Source organism: Roseateles sp. (assembly GCF_036486225.1).
GTDB lineage: Bacteria > Pseudomonadota > Gammaproteobacteria > Burkholderiales > Burkholderiaceae_C > Roseateles.
Map to the genome: position 1 here is coordinate 1 of NZ_DASVNZ010000127.1, position 18142 is coordinate 18142.

Sequence of the window (18142 nt, forward strand, 5' to 3'; positions counted from 1 at the left end):
TCGGCTCTACTCGCAGCGCTGGCTCCTCTTGCCCCCTCTCCCGCTTGCGGGAGAGGGGGGGGGTGAGGGCCAGCAGACTGGGCAGTCAACAGACGCATTCGGGCGACAGAACGCGCTTCTGTGCGAATACGCAATCACTGAAGATGAGAATCTTCTCAATTGAGAATTATTATCAACAACTCGCGGTCCGCTCGACCATGTCCATCCTCCTCACCTAGATCTCCGCGGCACAGGCCGACGTGATGCCCCTTCGCTGAGGGTCACGGCAGGAGACGCCCTGCCATGTCCACCACGCTCCGGTCCTCGCGCGGCTTGCCCCGCCCTGCCCTGCCTTTGCTTGCCGTCGCCCTGTGCGGCGCCGGCCTGCTGATCTCGACGCCAGTCCTGGCGCAAGAGGCGCCGGCCAAGCCCGCGGCGGCTGCGCCCGCGGCGTCGGCAGCGGCCGCCGACGTCGCGCTGCCCTCGGTCACCGTCAACGCCAACCGCCTCGGCGAGATCACCGAGAAGTCCGGCTCCTACGCTTCCGGCACCATCGCCACGGCGACCCGCCTGGTGCTCTCGCCCAAGGAGACGCCGCAGTCCATCAGCGTGATCACGCGTCAGAAGATGGACGACTTCAACCTCACCTCCATCGACGACGTGATGGCCCAGACCCCGGGCATCAGCATCGTCACCTACGACAGCGAACGCACCGAGTACTACTCGCGCGGCTTCGCGGTCCAGAACTTCCAGTACGACGGCGTGCCGATGACGCGCGACTCGTCGTACTCCGCCGGCAACACGCTCAGCGACACCTCGATCTATGACCGCGTCGAAGTGCTCAAGGGCGCGACCGGCCTGCTCACCGGCAGCGGCTCGCCCGGCGCGACGATCAACCTGATCCGCAAGAAACCCACGCGCGACTTCCGCGGCCACGCCTCCGCCAGCATCGGCAGCTGGGGCACCTGGCGCACCGAGGTCGACGCCGGCGGCGCGCTCAACGAGAGCGGCAGCCTGCGCGCACGCGGCGTCGCCGCCTACACCGACCGCGGCACGCAACTCGACCACTACGAGCGCAAGACCACCGTGCTCTACGGCATCGTCGAGACCGACCTGAGCCCCGACACCCTGCTCACCGTCGGCTTCGACTACCTGGACAGCAAACCCAAGGGCTCGACCTGGGGCGGCATCCCGCTGCTGAATTCGCGAGGCGAGTTCAACGACCGGCCACGCTCGTTCAACAACGGCGCGACCTGGAGCCGCTGGGAGCAGTACACCCGCACCGGTTTCGCGACGCTGGAGCATGACTTCGACAACGGCTGGGTCGCCAAGCTGCAGCTCAACCACCAGATCAACGGCTACGACGCCAACCTCGGCGCGGGCGCCTCGGGCTTCCCCGATCCGGCCACCGGCGCCGGCGTGTCGATGTGGATCGGCCAGTACATCGGCAAGACCACCAGCGACGCGGCCGACGTCTACGTCAGCGGCCCCTTCACGCTGGCCGGCCGCAAGCACGAGCTGGTGGTCGGCGGCAGCCTGGCCCGCCGGCAATGGAAGAACGACGGCTACTACGTCGCCAACGGCTACGACACCACCGTCCCCGACTACTACCAGTGGAACGGCCAGGTGCCCGCGCCGGTGTGGAACAGCACGCCGGACTTCACCAACGACGAGACGACGCGCGAGCGCGGCCTCTATGCCGCCGCGCGCTGGAACCTGCCCGCCGACCTGAAGCTGATCACCGGCGGCCGCTGGTCCGCGTATCGCAACAAGGCGCAGGGGCTGGACGAGTCCGGCGTGTTCGTGCCCTACGCCGGCGCGGTCTGGGACCTGACCCGCGAGGTCGCGCTCTACGCGAGCTACACCGACATCTTCACGCCGCAGTCCGCGCAGGATGAAGCGGGCCGCACGCTGGATCCGCTACGCGGCAAGAACTACGAGGCCGGCGCCAAGGCCTCGTGGCTGAACGGCCGGCTCAACGCGTCGGCGGCGTACTTCCAGCTTCAGCAGGACAACTTCGCGATCGAGACCGGCGGCAAGACGCCCACCGGCGGCATCGCCTACCGCGCGGCCGACGGCATCAAGACCCGGGGAGTGGAGTTCGAGATCTCCGGCCAGGTCACGCCGGGCTGGCAGCTGCAGGCCGGCTACACGCACAGCGTGTCCAAGCAGCAGGGCGAACGCGTCACGACGCTGACGCCGGCCAACCAGTTCAGCCTGTACACCACGCACAAGCTGGACGGCGCCTTCGGCGGCGCGTTGAACGGCCTGCGTGTCGGCGGCGGCGCGCGCTGGCAGGACAAGACCTGGGGCGACATCGCCACGCCCGGCGGCGGCACGATGCGCCACACCGTCGATGGCTACTGGATCTTCGACGCGATGGCGAGCTACGAGTTCAGCAAGAACCTGTCCGCCTCGGTCAACGTGACCAACCTCTTCGACAAGAAGTACTACACGATCTTCAGCTGGTACTCGACCTACACCTGGGGCGCGCCGCGCGCCGTGTCGGTCAACGCGACCTACCGGTTCTGAGGCTCAATCCGCCCGGTCCAGCACCGCGCGGACCGCGGCGGCCAGTTCGTCCAGCGTGAAGGGCTTGCCCAGCAGGTCCACGCCGGGATCGAGCACGCCGTTGTGCACCACCGCGTTGCGCGAGTAGCCGGTCGTGAACAGCACTTTCAAGCCGGGCCGGCGCCGGCGCGCCTCGTCGGCGAGCTTGCGCCCGTTCATGCCCGGCATGACGACGTCGGCGAAGACCAGCGCGATCTCGGGGTGGGCGTCCAGCAGCTTCAGCGCCGCCTCGCCGCCGTCGGCCTCGAGCACGTGGTAGCCGAGTTCCGACAGCGCGTCGACGGAGGACGCGCGCACGGCGGGCTCGTCCTCGACCACCAGCACCGTCTCCTGGCCCTGCGACGCCGACGCCAGCGGCACGCGCTGCGACTCGATCTCTTCTTCCTGATCGTTGAGCAGGCGCGGCAGGTAGATCTTCACCGTCGTGCCCTGGCCGGGCTCGGAGTAGATCTTCACGTGCCCGCCGGACTGCTTGACGAAGCCGTAGACCTGGCTGAGGCCCAGCCCCGTGCCGCGGCCCACTTCCTTGGTCGTGAAGAAGGGGTCGAAGGCCCGCGTCAGCACATCGGGCGTCATGCCGCTGCCGGTGTCGGTCACCGCGACCATCACGTACTGGCCGGGCAGCACCCCCACCTGCTCGGCGACGTAGCGCTCGTCGAGGTGGGCGTTCGCGGTCTCGATGGTCAGGCGACCGCCGTCGGGCATCGCGTCGCGGGCGTTGACCGCGAGGTTGAGGATCGCGCTCTCCAGCTGGTTGGGGTCGGCGTGCGTGCGCCACAAGCCGCCGGCCTGCACGGCCTCCAGCGCGATCGCGCCGCCGATCGAGTGGCGCAGCAGGTCGGACATGCCCGCCACCAGGCGGTTGGCGTTGAGGGCCTCGGGCCGCAGCGGCTGCTGGCGCGAGAACGCGAGCAGGCGCTGCGTCAGTTGCGCCGCCCGCTGCGTGCCGTTGCGCGCGGCGTCGACGTAGCGCATGGCCTGCGGGTCGTCCTTGAGGAACTTGCGCGCCAGCAGGTCGAGCGAGCTGACCACGACGGCCAGCATGTTGTTGAAGTCGTGCGCGATGCCGCCGGTCAGTTGACCCACGGCCTCCATCTTCTGGGACTGCCGCAGCGCGTCCTCGGTACGCAGGCGCTGGTCGACCTCTTCCCGCACCCGGCGTTCGAGCGTGTCGTTGAGCTCGCGCAGCGCCTGATCGGCGCGATGGCGCTTCGTGACGTCCTGGAACAGCACGGCGACCTGCCGGCGCTCCACGGGATCGATGCGGAAGGCGGAGAGCTCCAGGAAGCGGCCCGTCCGTTCGAGCTCGCGCTCGAAGCGCACCGGGATGCCGGTCGTCAGCACGTTGCGGTAGATCTCGACCCAGGCGTCGGCTTCGTCCGGCACCATCTCGCGCACCTTCTGGCCGACGACGTCGGCGATGCCGGCGTTGGCGTAGTACGCCGGATTGGCAAGCACGTGCACGTAGTCGCTCAGCGGGCCGTGCGGACCGTCGATGAACTCGATGACGCAGTAGCCTTCGTCCATGCGCTCGAACAGCGTCTGGAACTGGGCGAGGTCGTTGGCGGGGGGACGCTGATCGTCGGTCATGGCGGGCACTGGAGCGGGGCCCTTCCGGAGCGAAGGGGACGGCGGAGTATCGCAGCCGCTTGCGACGCCCCGCCCCCGGGTCAAGCCGCATGGGTCGCGTGGCGGGCGTCCATCCGTGCGCGCAGCGACGCGGCCTCGCGGGTCAGCGTCATCGCCTCGGCGGCCCGGATCGCCAGCTGGTAGGCGCGACGGGTCGGGCGCTCGCGCAGGTTGGCCCGGGCCCAGGTCCAGGCGCGTTTCGGATCGCGGCCGGCACCGAGGTAGAACTCGGCGGCGTGATCGGCGAAGGCCCGCGGATGGCGCGTCAGCAGCGCCTCGTAACGGCGCTTCGCGCGGGCGATCTCCTCGCGCCCCTGCGCCGTCCGGCCTTGCCGCAGGTGCAGTTCGCCGAGCAGCGCGAGCGCCTCGGGTTCATCGCTGCGCCGTACGACGTGCGTCAGCCGCGTGAGCGCCGACAGCTCGTCGCCCCGGGCGAGATCAAGCTCGGCAAGGTGGATGCCGGCCGCCGCATAGTCGGGGAGCAGGCGCAGCGCTTCCTCGTAGAAGGCCGCGCCGCGCGCCGCGTCGTCGCCCTGCTCCGTCCACATCAGCCCGCGCGCGAATGCGATGGAGGCGGCGGGGAACGGCCACGTCGTGTCCAACTTCGTCAGCGCCTGGGCGTAGTGACGGTCCGCGTCCTCGAGTCGACCCACGGCGGCTTCGGCACGAGCGAGCGCGACCAGGCTCGCGAAGTCGGGCCGGCGCGCCGCCTCGTCCGTCAGCGCGGACAAGACCTGACCCGCGCGTCCGGTGGCGACGAGCAGGGTCGCGCGCTGCAGCGGCGAGGCGCCAGCGGCGTCGAGGACCCGTTCCGCCTCCGCGAAGCGATGCAAGGTCACGAGGGCGCGCGCCCGCCGCAGGCTGGCAGCGGCATCACGAGGAGCGCCGCCTGACCGACGTTGCGCGACCTCGGACGCACGATCGAGCACGCGATAGTCGGCCAGGAACTGCAGACGCATCAGCGAGAACTCCAACGCCGCCGGATCGTCCCCGTGCTGTCGGATCAGGTGATCGAGGTTGGCGATGGCGATGTCGCTCTGCGTCGTGGCCGCAGATGGTGTCGGTGTCGGTGGCAGTGGCGGTGTCGATGCAGGTGCCGGTGCCGGTGTGGAACTCGCCGGCGCGGCGAGGAACGGGAACTCGATGGTGGAGTGCGAGCGATCGTCTCGCGTGACGCCGTCGTCCGCGACATCCGGCGTCCCACGGATCAGCAGCGAGCGGAACACCGCATTGACGTTGACCAGCGGCGTGCGGCCGCCGCAGTCGGGCGGAAGGCTCGCGCCGGCGGCGCGCCGCTCCACCGCCAGGTAGAGCTCGCAGTGCGTTTGCCGGCTGTCCACCCAGAGGCGGTCATCGGCCAGCAGTTCAGCCAGATGTCGATAGCGATCCGGCGAGGCGCTTTTGGCCTCTGCCAGCCACTGGTTGCCGGCCACCCCGTCGAAGCCGTCGTACAGCGCCAGGTTGCGGCCGATCTCCGGGGCGAAGTCCTGCCAGTCGGCCGGCCCGGCGCGGTTGTAGGCCTCCTTCAGCGCGTTCGCCGCCTCATCCGTGCCGATCGTGGCGAGCAGCGCATTGCCGGTCAGCGCGCGGCCCATGCGGTCGATGGGCGCGCCCGGCGGCGGCGGTGCGCCATCCGGAGCGGCCTGACGACGCTCCGTCCGTCCCCAGACCGCCAGCATCGGCCCCCCCGCGTTCACAAGGTCGAGGTCCACCGACACGACCAGCGCCGAGGTCGTCCACCCGGCGAGGAAGTTGCGCGCCGGACCGCCCTCGGTCTGGCCCCACAGCGCGCCGATGCGCTTCAAGGTCTTCTCATCGAAGCGATGAAAGCCTGAGGCGTCCTTCGGCGCCTTCTCCCCGCGGACAGCATCGGCCGCCGCGTTGAGCGCGGCGCGGGTGCCGCGCACATTGTTGAAGTAGGGATCGTCCCGCTGACCGGCGAAGACGCGCAGGCGGCCATGCCGGCTGGACAGCCCGCTGGGGACGCTCGCGTCGCCCTGCGCGCGGTCCTCGCGGCCCGCCCAGCAGCTGACGATGCCGCCGGCATCGAACTGGCAGAGCAATCGCGTGCCGACCGTCGTGGCACCGAAGCGCTGACCGCTGTCGACGTGGAAGACGTACTGGACCTGGTCGGAGAAGCGCTTGCCGACGATGTCCATGACGAAGTTCAGACGCTTCCCGTCGACGGACGTCCAGGCGTAGAGGTCACCGATGTCGGCGGCGGGATCGGCGATGACGGTGGGCGTGTCGAGATGATCGGCGGCGAGCGCCGGCGCAGCGATGAAGAAGGTGGCGCTGCCAAGCGCGGCGACGAAGGGCTTGATGAGGTGTTTCATGCGGGCAAGCCTAGGGATGCCCGCCGCAGAAAACTTGGCAAAAACTGCGATGCCTGCTGACAGGCTCTGGAGCCGGCGCTCCTTAGCATCCCGACCATGCCGCTGCCTCGCCCTCCCCTGGCTGACGCCCCCGCCCTCGCTGACGCGCTCACCAGCGCCAAGGCCCTCGCCGACGACGTCGCCCACGACCGCCGCTATCGCCCGCTGCAGTCGGGCACCGGTCTGCGCCTGATGCACTGCCAGTGCCGCGCCGCCCCGGGCGAACGGCCCATCGACGAGGAGCACCAGAACTTCTCCATCACGCTGGTCGACCGCGGCCGCTTCACCTACCGGACGCGTACCGGTGCCGCCGTGCTCGGTCCCGGCTGGCTGATGCTGGGCAACGCGGGCGACGGCTACGCGTGCTCGCATGAGGACAGCGACGGCACGGGCGACGACTGCACGGTGCTCACGATGTCGGCGGACCTGTTCGACGACACGCTGGCGGCCGAACGCTTCACACATGCCTGCCTGCCGCCGTTGCCGCGCGTGGCGGGGCTGTTCCGAGCGCTGGACGATGGCGGCGAAGAAGGTTTCGCGCTCGACGAGGCGGCGCTGACCATCGTGTCCCAGGTGCGTCGCGCACTGGGCGACGGTGAAGCGCCTGCGCCGTCGCCCCGACAGGACGAACGCGCCCGCGCCGCCGCGCATTGCATCGAGACCCGCAGCGCCGAGGCCATCACGCTCGCCGACGTCGCGGACGCCGCCGGCCTGAGCCCCTTCCACCTGCTGCGCGTGTTCCGCCAATCCATCGGCGTGACGCCGCACCAGTACCTGATCCGCCAGCGGCTGATGCATGCGCTGCGCCTGCTGCGCGACACGCGCCGCCCGGTGACCGCCGTCGCCTACGACAGCGGCTGGGCGGACCTGTCGAACTTCAACCGAGCCTTCCGGCGGGCGTTCGACTGTTCTCCGCGAGCGCTCAGGACTGAAGCAAAACTACAGCCGAAAGGCTGAATCCGTGGCTTTTTCACCCGAATCCAGACCAAACCCTGTCCTTTCCTTGTCCCTTGAACCCTCGACATGTAATCCGACTCCGGGATTTCACGGTCACATGATGTAGTTTTACTCCTTAGCATCCGGCCACCTTTGAGGAGGGCACGGACATGCAGGCATGGACTGGTGGTTGGTCGCGCACAGCGCGACGGGTGGCGGGCACCTTGACGATCGGGTTGGCAGTCGCCTTGAGCGGGCTGCTTTCGGCATGCGGCGGCGGCGAGGCCGGACTCGCCCAGAAGGCCGGCACCAGCGCGGCGGTCGTCGACGAGAACGGCGTCGCGCTGATCGCGGAAGTGCCGACCGGCTCGACGCCGCCGTCGGCCTCGACCCGGGCCCGCATCGCCGCGGTGGCAACACCTGACGCTCCCGCGACCTCGCTGCGCGTCCACTACCGCCGTTCCGACGGCAACCACGCCGGCTGGCAGATCCACACCTGGAATGCCGCGCAGAGCCCCAACTGGAACGCTGGCTGGAACGCCGCCGGCAGCGACGACTTCGGCGTCTACTACGACGTCCCGCTCGCCGCCACCAGCGGTACCGTGGGCTTCCTCTTCCACAACGGCGACAACAAGGACAACGGCGGCGCGGACCAGAGCCTCGTGCTCCAGGCCGGCGCCAACGAGGTCTGGCGCCTGCAGGGCGACAGCACCAACTACCCGGGCAATCCGCTGCAGCTGGCCACGCCCGACATCACCACGGTGCGGGTCCACTACAAGCGCTTCGACGGCGCCTACAGCGCCTGGGGCCTGCATGTGTGGAACGGCAGCGGCCTGGACGCGGCCGCCCTGCCCGGCGGCGTCACCATCGACAACTGGAACCAGCCCGTCGCTTTCAGCGCGATGCCGGGCTACTCGGCCGGCACGGACGAGGTCGTCTTCGACATCCCCGTGCTCAATCCGCAGGGTGATGCGAGCCGCAAGGGCCTGGAGTTCATCATCCACGGCCAACCGCCCAACGAGAACGACAAGGACGGCCGCGACAACAACATCCGCGTCGAGTTCTCCGCGCTGACGATCCAGAACCGCGTCGGCCACATCTGGCTGGTCGAGCGCGACGCGACGGTCTACACCGCGACGCCGGACCTGCGCCAGGTGTCCAGCACCGACGCGCGCGCCGTGTGGCTCAACAAGACGCTCGTGAAGTGGCCGCGCATCGGCGCAAGCGGTTCGGGCGCCGTGCGCCTGTATTACTCGGCGACGGGACAGATCAGCGTCGCCGCCAACACGCCGGTGAGCGGCGCCGACGGCTTCATCACGCTGGACCCTTTCAGCGGCACCGTGCCGCCGGCCGATGCGCTGCGTTTCAAGTACGTGGCCAGCGGCGCGGTCTTCGCGGTCCGCCCGGCCGATGTCGCGCGGCTGCCGTCGCTGCATCAGCGCCAGCTCGTGCTCGTCCAGGAGGACGCGGACGGCCGCGTCCAGAACGCGACGACCGCGCAGATCGCCGGCGCGCTCGATGATCTCTACGCCGCCGCCAACGACGTGCCGGACCTCGGCGCCGTCGTCGCCAACGGCTCGACCTCCTTCAAGCTCTGGGCGCCGACCGCGCAAGACGTGGCCCTCGTGCTGACGACGCCGATCGCGGGATCGACGCTCACCCGCACCACCACCGAGCCCATGGCGCGCGACGCCGCGACTGGCGTCTGGCGCCTCACCAAGCCCGGCAGCCTGCAGGGCGCCACCTACCGCTACCAGGTGCAGGTCTTCGTGAAGGGCGTGGGACTGGTGAAGAACCTGGTCGCCGATCCGTACTCGCTGGGCGTGACGCTCGGCGGTCAGCAGAGCGTGGTGATGGACCTGCAGTCCGCCGCGACCAAGCCCGCGGGCTGGGACGGCGGCGCGCCGCCGGCCACGGTGTCGGCGCCGTCCGACCTGAGCATCTACGAATTGCACGTCCGCGACTTCTCGATCAACGACGCCACCGTGCCTGCCGCGCGGCGCGGCAAGTACCTGGCTTTCGCGGAGTCCGGCTCCAACGGCATGCGCCATCTGGGCGCCCTCGCCGCCGCGGGCCTGACCGACGTGCACCTGCTGCCCGTGTTCGACTTCGCCACCGTCAACGAGAAGGGCTGCGTGACGCCCTCGCCCGCCGGCGCGCCGGACGGCGAGTCGCAGCAGGCCGCCGTGGCCGCCACGGCCGGCACCGACTGCTTCAACTGGGGCTACGACCCGCAGCATTTCTCGACGCCGGAAGGCAGCTACTCAAGCAATGCGAACGACCCGGTCGCGCGCGTCCTCGAGTTCCGCCGCATGGTGCAGGCGCTCAACGCCGCCGGCCTGCGCGTGGGCATGGACCTGGTCTACAACCACACCACCTCGTCGGGACAGAACGCCACCTCGGTGCTCGACAAGGTCGTGCCCAACTACTACTTCCGCTACAACGCCGCGGGCGGCATCGAGCGTTCGACCTGCTGCGAGAACACGGCCTCCGAGAACCTCATGATGGCCAAGCTCATGATCGATTCGGCGGTCACGTGGACGCGCGACTACCGCATCAGCTCGCTGCGTTTCGACATCATGGGCCACCACCCGCGCGCGGTCATCGAGGCGTTGAAGGCGCGCGTCAAGCTGGCCGCCGGCCGCGAGGTGCAGATCGTCGGCGAGGGATGGAACTTCGGCGAGGTCGCCAACGGCGCGCGCTTCGTGCAGGCGGAGATGCTGTCGCTGAACGGATCGGGCATCGGCAGCTTCAACCCGCTGATCCGCGACGCGGTGCGCGGCGGCGGCTGCTGCGATTCGGGCGAGGCGCTGCTGGCCAGCCAGGGCTATGTGAACGGCTTCTTCTACGACAGCAACGGCCACAACAACGGCCAGACGCGCGGCGAGCTGATGTGGCAGGCCGACCGCCTCCGCGCGGCGCTGGCGGGCTCGATCCGCAGCTTCCAGATGCAGACGAGCTGGGACGCCACGCTGCGGCTGGAGCAGATCGATGTCGGCGGCATCCCGGCGGGGTGGGTGCTGGAGCCGGGCGAGGTCGTCAACTATGTGGAGAACCACGACAACCTGACCCTGTTCGACAACAACGCCTTCCGGCTGCCCGTCGGCACGAGCCGCGAAGACCGCGCGCGGGTGCAGATCCTGGCCAGTGCGATCAATGCATTCAGCCAGGGGGTGGCCTACTTCCATGCGGGCACGGACACGCTGCGCAGCAAGTCGCTGGACCGCAACAGCTACGACAGCGGCGACTGGTTCAACCGGCTGGACTGGACCTATGCGGACAACAACTTCGGCGTCGGCCTGCCGCCCTCGCGCGACAACGCGGACAACTGGCCGTATGCGAAACCGCTGCTCGCGAATCCGCTGATCAAGCCGGCGGCGTCGGACATCGCGTGGACGCGCGACGCCTTCCGCGACCTGCTGCGCATCCGCAAGAGCTCGACGCTGCTGCGACTGCGCACGGCCGAGGACATCAAGTCTCGGCTGACGTTCCTGAACACGGGCTCCTCGCAGGAGGCGACGGTGCTGGTCGGACGGCTCGATGGCACCGGGTATCCCGGCGCCAACTTCAACGAGCTGGTCTACCTGATCAACGTCGACAAGGTCGCCAAGGAGCTGACGCTGCCCGCGCTGGCCGGACATGCGCTGACGCTGCATCCGGTCCACACGGCGGTGGGCGCCGCCGACTCGCGCGCCCGCCAGGCCAGCTTCGATCGCGCCACCGGCCGCTTCAACGTGCCGGCGCGCACGGCGGTGGTGTTCGTGGTTCCCGCCTCCGCTGCCGCCGCCACAACCGCCGCTCCAACCGCCACCACTTCCCATTGAAAGCCGACGTCATGAAGCGACTCCATCACCTCCTCGCCGCCTCCGCCGTGGCCGCCTCCGCCCTGCTGGGCCTCGCCAGCGCGCCTGCGCACGCCTCGCCCATCGTCGTCGACGTCGGCGGCGCGCAGAGCGTCAACCTGCAGGGCGAAGCCGGCAACACCGTCTGGTTCATCGATGTCGGCGCGAATGCGGTGCTGAACTCGCTGTCGTGGTCGCTGGACCTGAATGCCTTCGCGCCGAGCGTGCTGTCGGAGATGCAGGTCAGCTTCGGCGGATCGAGCGGGTTGGACCTGGTCACCTTCGCGCCGGGAGGCGCCGACTTTGCCAGCGGGATCGGGAGCTACAGCGGCTCTCTGGACCTGAGTCCGTTCGGGCTGGGCGTCGGTGCGGACGGCCTGCTGCGGCTGGAGTTCAGCGAGGCGTACAAGGACTTCGCGCTCGACGTGGCCGAGGGCGAATGGCTGCGCGGGAACCTGACCTTCGATGTGACGGCCGCTTCGGCGGTGCCGGAGCCGGCGAGCGCCGCGTTGGCGCTGCTGGGCTTGGGGCTGATCGTCGGCGTCCAGGCGCGGCGGCGGCGCGGGCACTGAGCCGCGCGCGACGTCGCGTCGCGTCGCGTCGCGCCGCCACCGTCCTGCTGCGGTCACTGTGGCAGCGGCACACGCCGGATCACATCCTCATACGGCGCGAGGTCGAGGAAGGCCGTGGCCTCGGTGACGCGTCCGTCCTTCATGCGGAAGATCCACACGTAGCTGTTGCGATAGGGTTGTCCGTCGCGGGCTTGCGCCTCCCCGTCCCAGTGCACCGCCACGTCGTCGCCCTGCGCGAAGACCTGATGCACGGCGACCGGTCTCACCGGTTGCGACAGCCTCGAGGAGAAGGGGCGCACCGCTCGGGCCACGAAATCGTCCAGGCCGACGTAGGTGCCGGCGTACGGGCCGCTGCCCCGGATGGTCCAGCGCACCGACGGTGACAGGAGATCGTCGAAGAAGCGGTTCCCGCCCTTGGCCCACGCATCGAAGGCCTCGACGACGCGGGCGCGGTTGCGTTCCGCGGTCTTGCCGTCCACGCGGACGGAAGCTTCCGGCGGTGGCGCCGCATGAAGCGCCGGTGGGAAGAGCAATGGAAGCAGCAGGACGATCCCGGCAAGGAGCGGCACGATCGCGCGCGTCCAGCGACGAAGGGCATGGGCAGTCTGCATGGCGGTCACTCCGGGGCTTGAAGACAGGACCACTGTGTCCGCTTCGCAGGGTCGGGACTGGCTCGATCCTCCAGAACGCTTGCCTGATACGGCAGCGCGATGTCCCACGCCGATCACGCAGAATCCACGCTCGTCCTTCCTACGCCGCGCGCATCTCCCCATGTCCCGACTCCACATCGCGATCACCGGTTTCGGCGGCATCGGCCGCAAGGTTGCTGAACTCCTCTCGGCCCGGGCGGACCGTTATCGGCGGGAATTCGATCTCGAGGTCCGCATCGTCGGCGTCTGCGGCGCTTCGGCGGGGCTCATCGACGAGGCCGGCCTGGGCCCGGAGGCTTTGGCGGACCGCTCCCGCTACACCTCAGGCCTGAGCGGCCAGACCTTCATCGACCAGGTCCCCGCCGACCTCCTGATCGAGGCGAGCCCGACGGACTTCCGCACCGGCGGCGCGGCGCTCGGCTACATGCGGACGGCGTTGCGCCGCGACATGCATGTCATCGCCATCTCCAAGGGCGCGCTGGTCCATGACTTCCCGGGACTGCACGCCGAAGCGCGCCGTCGCGGACGGGCGCTCAAGGTGAGCGGCGCGGCCGGATCGGCCATGCCGACTGTCGACCTCGTCCAGTACAACCTGGCCGGCTGCGAGGTGAAGTCCCTCTCCGCGATCGTGACCGGCACGACCAACATCATCCTGTCCGAGATGATGGACAGGGAGTGCGCCTTCGCCGACGCCCTCGCCGAGGCGCAGCGCCTGGGCATCGCGGAGTCCGATCCCACGCTCGACACCCATGGCTGGGACACCGCGTGCAAGATCGCGATCCTGTGCAGCGCGGCCTTCGGCGACGTCATCGACGTGCAGACGATGAAGCGCCAGGGCATTGATCAGGTGACGCTCGACGATGTGCGCCGCTGGAAGACGCAAGGCGTCATGCCGCGCCTGGTGGGCCGCGTCGATCGCTCGAGCGGCGTGTGCGACGCGTCGGTCGGCATCGAGCTGTGCGGACCCGACCATCCGTTCGCGCGGGCGCACGGCCGGATGAAGGCGGTGCACGTCGTCACCGATCTCATGGGGGAACTGACCCTCGTGGGCGGCGGCTCCAGCCCCTACGGCACGGCGGCGGCCGCGCTGAAGGACCTGGAACACATTCTGTCCGCGCAAGCTCAATCGAAACGCCTGACGTCGAGCGCCTGACCGATCGACCAGATCACGGCGTTGCGCTCGCTCTCGTCCTCGGCCCTGCAGACGCAGCCCGTCATCTCGAAGACCTTGGGCGCCATGTTGAAGGTGGCGATCCAGGTGAGGAAGCTGCCCCGGGCGACGACGTCCGCACAGACCTTGATGGATCGCCCGGTGCCCAGGAAGGTGTGCATGAAGTCGACTGTCATTGACGTACTCATGGTCCGTTTCTCCGCAGCGACTGGCTCACGCGAGGACTGGGAGAACCAGGTGCGCGTGGGGTCAGTGGCGCCGATTCAAGCACGGAAGCCGGAGCCGCCGTCTATTTCTTCCTCGGACCGGCGCTTTGACGCGCTGCGTGCGCCAGCCCACAGACCCCGTCACCCGGACGCCTCAAGCTGCGGTTGCCATTGATCTGGATCGATCTGATCGCGGGAGGCCGCGCCGTGCCCTACCCTGACGAGGTCTTCATCGACCGCGTGCTGCGTCGGCTTCGCGCCGTCAGAGCATCGGCGCAGGCGCGGCTGTCCGGCGGCGTCGCGGAGCGCCGCGAAATCCAGCGCCTGACCGACGAGTTGCACGCGGCCCGCGAGCACAACCACGCCCAGACCCGCGTGATGCGCGCGGAGCATGCGCGCGCGGAGGCCTCGATCAAGGCCTCGGAAGAAGAGACGCAGTCGAGCCACCTGGCGCTCCGAGGCAGCGGCGAGGAACTCGAGACTGCGATGGAACACCTGCAGGCCCTGAACGAGACGCTGTCCGCGACCAACGACGAACTGCGGGCCCGCAACCGCGAGCTCAAGGCGCTGCACGACGAGGTCACCCAGGGGCGCGACTTCGCGGACGCCATCATCGAAACCATGTCCCTGCCGCTGCTGGTGCTCACGCCCGACTGGCGCGTCACGCGCGCCAACCAGGCCTTCTACAGCGCTTACGAGACCACCGCGCGCGAGACGCTGCAGAAGGCGCTCTATGCGCTGGGCAACGGCCAATGGAACATCCCCGCGCTGCGTGAGCTGTTGGAAACCCTCATCCCGCGGCACACGCGCGTGCGCGACTACGAGGTCAGCGCCGTCTTCCCCCACATCGGCGCGCGCACGGTGAAACTCAACGCGGCCTGCGTAGCCTGGCCGCATCGCACCCTCATCCTGCTGACGATCGACGACGTCACCGCCGAGCGGCGCCTGCAGGCGTAATGCGCCGATCGTGCCGTCTGCATCGAGCCCGGAGTCACACCCTCGGCGGGTCGCTCTCGCGTTCGAAGTGGCGGTGCGCCGCCAGGCCCCCGATGAGCGCCTTCACGCCCTTCTCCGCCGAATCGCCGGTGAAGAGTCCCGGCGTCATGACGTCGGGCTCCAGCGCCGGGCCCAGACCCGCCGCGCGCAGCAGCGAGGCGCCGGCGCCCAGCGCCAGGATCGGCTTGCAGTGCCGGAACTGATCGCGGATGAACTCGTAGACATGGGCGTCCCGACCGAGCGCGCGGATCGCCTCTTCCCCGTCGGGCACCACGAGCGCGTCGAACAGGAAGCCGGGCTCGTTCTCCAGCGATACATCCGCCTCGATCATCTCGCCGTCGGCCGCCTTCACCGGGCCGATGCGCGGCGCCGCGAAGCGCGGGACGGCGCCCTGCGCGAGCAATGCGGCGTGAACCGTCTTCGCGCCCTGTCCGATGACGCCGTCGGCCACCAGGATCACCACCTTGCGGCCGGCGATCGAGCCGTCACCCGGACGCGCCAGCAGCGACAGCGCCGGCGACTTCCGCACCTCGGGTTCCGGCGCGTTCTCGATGGCCAGAGGCATCGGGGGCGGCAACGGCATGTTGAGCCCGTCGGCGATCTTCGCCGCCAGTTCTTCCGACGCGTTCCTCAGCGAGGACAACATCCGCTCGCGGATCGCCGGTACCGTCACCTTGCTCAGCTCGAAACGGAAGGCCGCCGCGATGTGGGCCTGCTCCGGCGGCGACTGGCTTTCAAAGAAGAGGCGCGCCTGGTTGTAGTGTTCGGCGAAGAGCTCAGGCTTGGCGCGCACCTTGGCCTGTTCGTCCGAGCCGCGCTGGCGCGCCGCGACGGAGGTGAAGCCCTGTGCCGCGCCCGCCTGGAACGGACAGCCGCCGCCCAGCGAGTTGGGCTCGTAGGAGACGCGTCCGCGCGGGATCGCCTGGCGGTGGGCCCCATCGCGCTGGTTGTTGTGGACCTGCGCAATCGGCGCGTTGATCGGGATCTCGTGGAAGTTGGGGCCACCCAGCCGCGTGATCTGCGTGTCCACGTACGAATGGATGCGGCCCGCCAGCAGCGGGTCGTTGCTGAAGTCGATGCCCGGGATCACGTGCGCGGTGCAGTAGGCGACCTGTTCGGTCTCGGCGAAGAAGTTGTCCGGGTTACGGTTCAGCACCATGCGTCCGATTGCACGCACCGGCACGAGTTCCTCGGGAATGAGCTTGGTCGCGTCGAGGATGTCGAAGCTGAACGCGTCCGCCTGCTCCTCGGTGAAGACCTGCACGCCGAGCTCGTACTCGGGGAAGGCGCCGGACTCGATGCGCTCCCACAGGTCGCGCCGGTGGTAGTCCGGATCGGCACCGGAGATCTTCACCGCCTCGTCCCACACCAGCGAGTGCGTGCCGGCCTTGGGCGTCCAGTGGAACTTCACGAACACACTGTCCCCCGCCTCGTTGACGAAGCGGTAGGTGTGCACGCCGAAGCCCTGCATCGTCGCGTAGGAGCGCGGGATCCCGCGATCGCTCATCACCCACATCAGCATGTGGGTGGACTCGGGCATAAGCGACGCGAAGTCCCAGAAGGTGTCGTGCGCGCTGGCGGCCTCGGGCATGTGGTGATGCGGCTCGGGCTTCACCGCGTGGACCAGGTCGGGGAACTTCATCGCGTCCTGGATGAAGAACACCGGGATGTTGTTGCCGACCAGGTCCCAGTTGCCTTCGTCGGTGTAGAACTTGACGGCGAAGCCGCGCACGTCGCGCGCCGTGTCCTTGCTGCCGCCGCCGCCCTGCACGGTGGAGAAGCGCACGAACACCGGCGTCTGCTTGCCCGCCTCCTTAAACGGCGCGGCCTTGGTGAGGTCGGTCAGCGCGTCGTAGCTTTCGAAGAAGCCGTGGGCGGCCGAACCGCGCGCATGCACGATGCGCTCGGGGATGCGCTCGTGGTCGAAGTGGGTGATCTTCTCGCGGAGGATGAAGTCCTCCAGCAGCACTGGCCCGCGCGGGCCGGCCTTCAGCGAGTTCTGGTTGTCGGCGATGCGCACGCCCTGGTTGGTCGTCAGCGCCTGGCCCGAGGAATCGACGCGCACGCGGTCCAGCGGCGCGATGGTGGCGTTGCGGCCTTCCGGCGCCTGCGTGCCGACCTTGTCGTTGGTCTGGGCCTCGGACAGCGTGCTGGCCGACGGCAGGCGCGACGGCGCGTCGACGGTGATGCCGGGCTGCGGTCGCACGCCTTCGTCGAAGCCGTGCTCGCCGGGCTTGTTGGCGTTGAACGGCATCGCCGTGGCCATGGCGCCGGTCTCGGCCGCCTGCTTCAGCGCGAGATCGCCGCCGTCGCCGGAGGGCGGACGGCTGGACGCGCTGTCCGTGTTGCGGGCGGCAGCCTTCGCACCGGCATCGCCCGTCGCGTTGCCGGCGGCGGCCCCTTTGCGGGCGGGAGAGGCGGGCGGAGTGGGTGATTTAGGCATGGTCGTCCTCGTGGTTCTGCGGAAAGCTCGACGGCATGCGGCACAAACCGTTCCTGCGGCGTGCATCGAGACCGGCAGCGCCAGTCGTTGTCATGCCTGAAGGCGACGGCTCACGTGGCGGTTTCTTCCTCGGCTCCGACGAGGCGTTCGGCCTTGCGAGCGCTCAGCTCATCGCCGGGCGCCATCGATCCTGGCCGGTCCGCGCGCGATCGGTAATCGACACCGATACCGAGCAAACGTAGAGAGAACTTCCCGGGCCGCCACGGCCCCGATGGGCGATGCCCATAGGTAAACGGTCCAGGCACACCGACATCGGCGAGCGGGGGCCCGGTATGCCTTGTCCGGGCATGCAGGCCACGTCGGCCTCATCAACAAGCAGGAATCACGATGAACCGCATCTGCACCGCGCCCAGCGGCGACCTGCCGCCGCGCGCGGATCGTCATTGATCCCGGCCCGGTCCTCCGCGCCTCGTCTGTCCTCTCTTCTTCGAACAAGGAACACCTCATGAACACCGTCAACACCGTCAACACCACCGCCGGCACCACCGCCGGCACCACCGCCGGCACCACGACCTCGCAGGACCGTCTGGTCACCGGCCTCTTCCCCGATCGCGCCAGCGCGGAGTCCGCCTACGGCTCGGCCAGCGAGCGCGGCTACGACCCGAAGGACATCGACCTGGTCATGTCCGACGACACCCGCCAGCGCCACTTCAGCGACAAGGGCGTCGAGACCGAACTCGGCAACAAGGCCGCTGAGGGCGCCGGCATCGGC

The 18142-nt window shown here is 69.3% G+C and carries 11 protein-coding genes and 1 pseudogene; 7 read left to right on the plus strand and 5 right to left on the minus strand.

Annotated features, from left to right (window positions below; translation table 11 throughout):
- The first annotated feature begins 282 nt into the window (after nucleotides 1-282).
- A complete protein-coding gene (locus tag VF536_RS08870; RefSeq protein ID WP_331614466.1) occupies nucleotides 283-2511 on the plus strand; it encodes a TonB-dependent siderophore receptor in 2229 nt (742 codons plus the stop codon).
- 3 nt (nucleotides 2512-2514) lie between these two features.
- Here the strand turns inward: VF536_RS08870 and VF536_RS08875 are convergent, their stop codons facing one another.
- Entirely contained in the window at nucleotides 2515-4140 is a 1626-nt protein-coding gene (locus VF536_RS08875; protein ID WP_331614469.1) for an ATP-binding protein, read from the minus strand.
- An 80-nt stretch (nucleotides 4141-4220) separates the two neighbouring features.
- On the minus strand, nucleotides 4221-6515 hold the full coding sequence (locus VF536_RS08880) for a hypothetical protein (RefSeq protein WP_331614470.1): 2295 nt from the start codon (nucleotides 6513-6515) through the stop codon (nucleotides 4221-4223).
- A gap of 96 nt (nucleotides 6516-6611) precedes the next feature.
- Here VF536_RS08880 and VF536_RS08885 point away from each other — a divergent pair, with 96 nt between their 5' ends.
- From VF536_RS08885 to VF536_RS08895, 3 genes are all read left to right on the plus strand, one after another.
- The gene (locus VF536_RS08885) at nucleotides 6612-7511 is read left to right on the plus strand and encodes a helix-turn-helix transcriptional regulator (RefSeq protein ID WP_331614471.1); all 900 of its coding nucleotides are present in this window, start codon (nucleotides 6612-6614) and stop codon (nucleotides 7509-7511) included.
- Nucleotides 7512-7738: 227 nt separating this feature from the next.
- The gene (locus VF536_RS08890; RefSeq protein ID WP_331614472.1) at nucleotides 7739-11314 is read left to right on the plus strand and encodes an alpha-1,6-glucosidase domain-containing protein; all 3576 of its coding nucleotides are present in this window, start codon (nucleotides 7739-7741) and stop codon (nucleotides 11312-11314) included.
- Between the two features lie 11 nt (nucleotides 11315-11325).
- Entirely contained in the window at nucleotides 11326-11904 is a 579-nt protein-coding gene (locus tag VF536_RS08895) for a PEP-CTERM sorting domain-containing protein (protein WP_331614473.1), read from the plus strand.
- 53 nt (nucleotides 11905-11957) lie between these two features.
- Here VF536_RS08895 and VF536_RS08900 read toward each other — a convergent pair whose 3' ends face one another.
- The gene (locus VF536_RS08900) at nucleotides 11958-12515 is read right to left on the minus strand and encodes a nuclear transport factor 2 family protein (RefSeq protein ID WP_331614475.1); all 558 of its coding nucleotides are present in this window, start codon (nucleotides 12513-12515) and stop codon (nucleotides 11958-11960) included.
- Here VF536_RS08900 and VF536_RS08905 point away from each other — a divergent pair.
- Nucleotides 12514-13707 carry a homoserine dehydrogenase gene (locus VF536_RS08905; protein ID WP_331614476.1) on the plus strand — a complete coding sequence of 398 codons (1194 nt, stop codon included), beginning with the start codon at nucleotides 12514-12516 and terminating at the stop codon, nucleotides 13705-13707. The two genes, VF536_RS08900 and VF536_RS08905, sit on opposite strands and share 2 nt — an antisense overlap.
- On the opposite strand, the gene VF536_RS08910 is transcribed toward VF536_RS08905, so the two are convergent.
- Nucleotides 13677-13901, minus strand: a complete 225-nt coding sequence (locus tag VF536_RS08910) for a hypothetical protein (protein WP_331614477.1) — start codon at nucleotides 13899-13901, stop codon at nucleotides 13677-13679. The two genes, VF536_RS08905 and VF536_RS08910, sit on opposite strands and share 31 nt — an antisense overlap.
- 237 nt (nucleotides 13902-14138) lie before the next feature.
- Between VF536_RS08910 and VF536_RS08915 the strand changes: the two genes are divergently transcribed.
- Complete coding sequence (locus tag VF536_RS08915) at nucleotides 14139-14888, plus strand: hypothetical protein (RefSeq protein WP_331614478.1); 750 nt, start codon at nucleotides 14139-14141, stop codon at nucleotides 14886-14888.
- Nucleotides 14889-14922: 34 nt separating this feature from the next.
- Here VF536_RS08915 and VF536_RS08920 read toward each other — a convergent pair whose 3' ends face one another.
- On the minus strand, nucleotides 14923-17370 hold the full coding sequence (locus VF536_RS08920) for a catalase (RefSeq protein ID WP_331614479.1): 2448 nt from the start codon (nucleotides 17368-17370) through the stop codon (nucleotides 14923-14925).
- Between the two features lie 505 nt (nucleotides 17371-17875).
- On the opposite strand from VF536_RS08920, the pseudogene VF536_RS08925 reads away from it, so the two are divergent.
- Nucleotides 17876-18142: pseudogene (locus VF536_RS08925) on the plus strand (hypothetical protein); the annotation flags it as partial.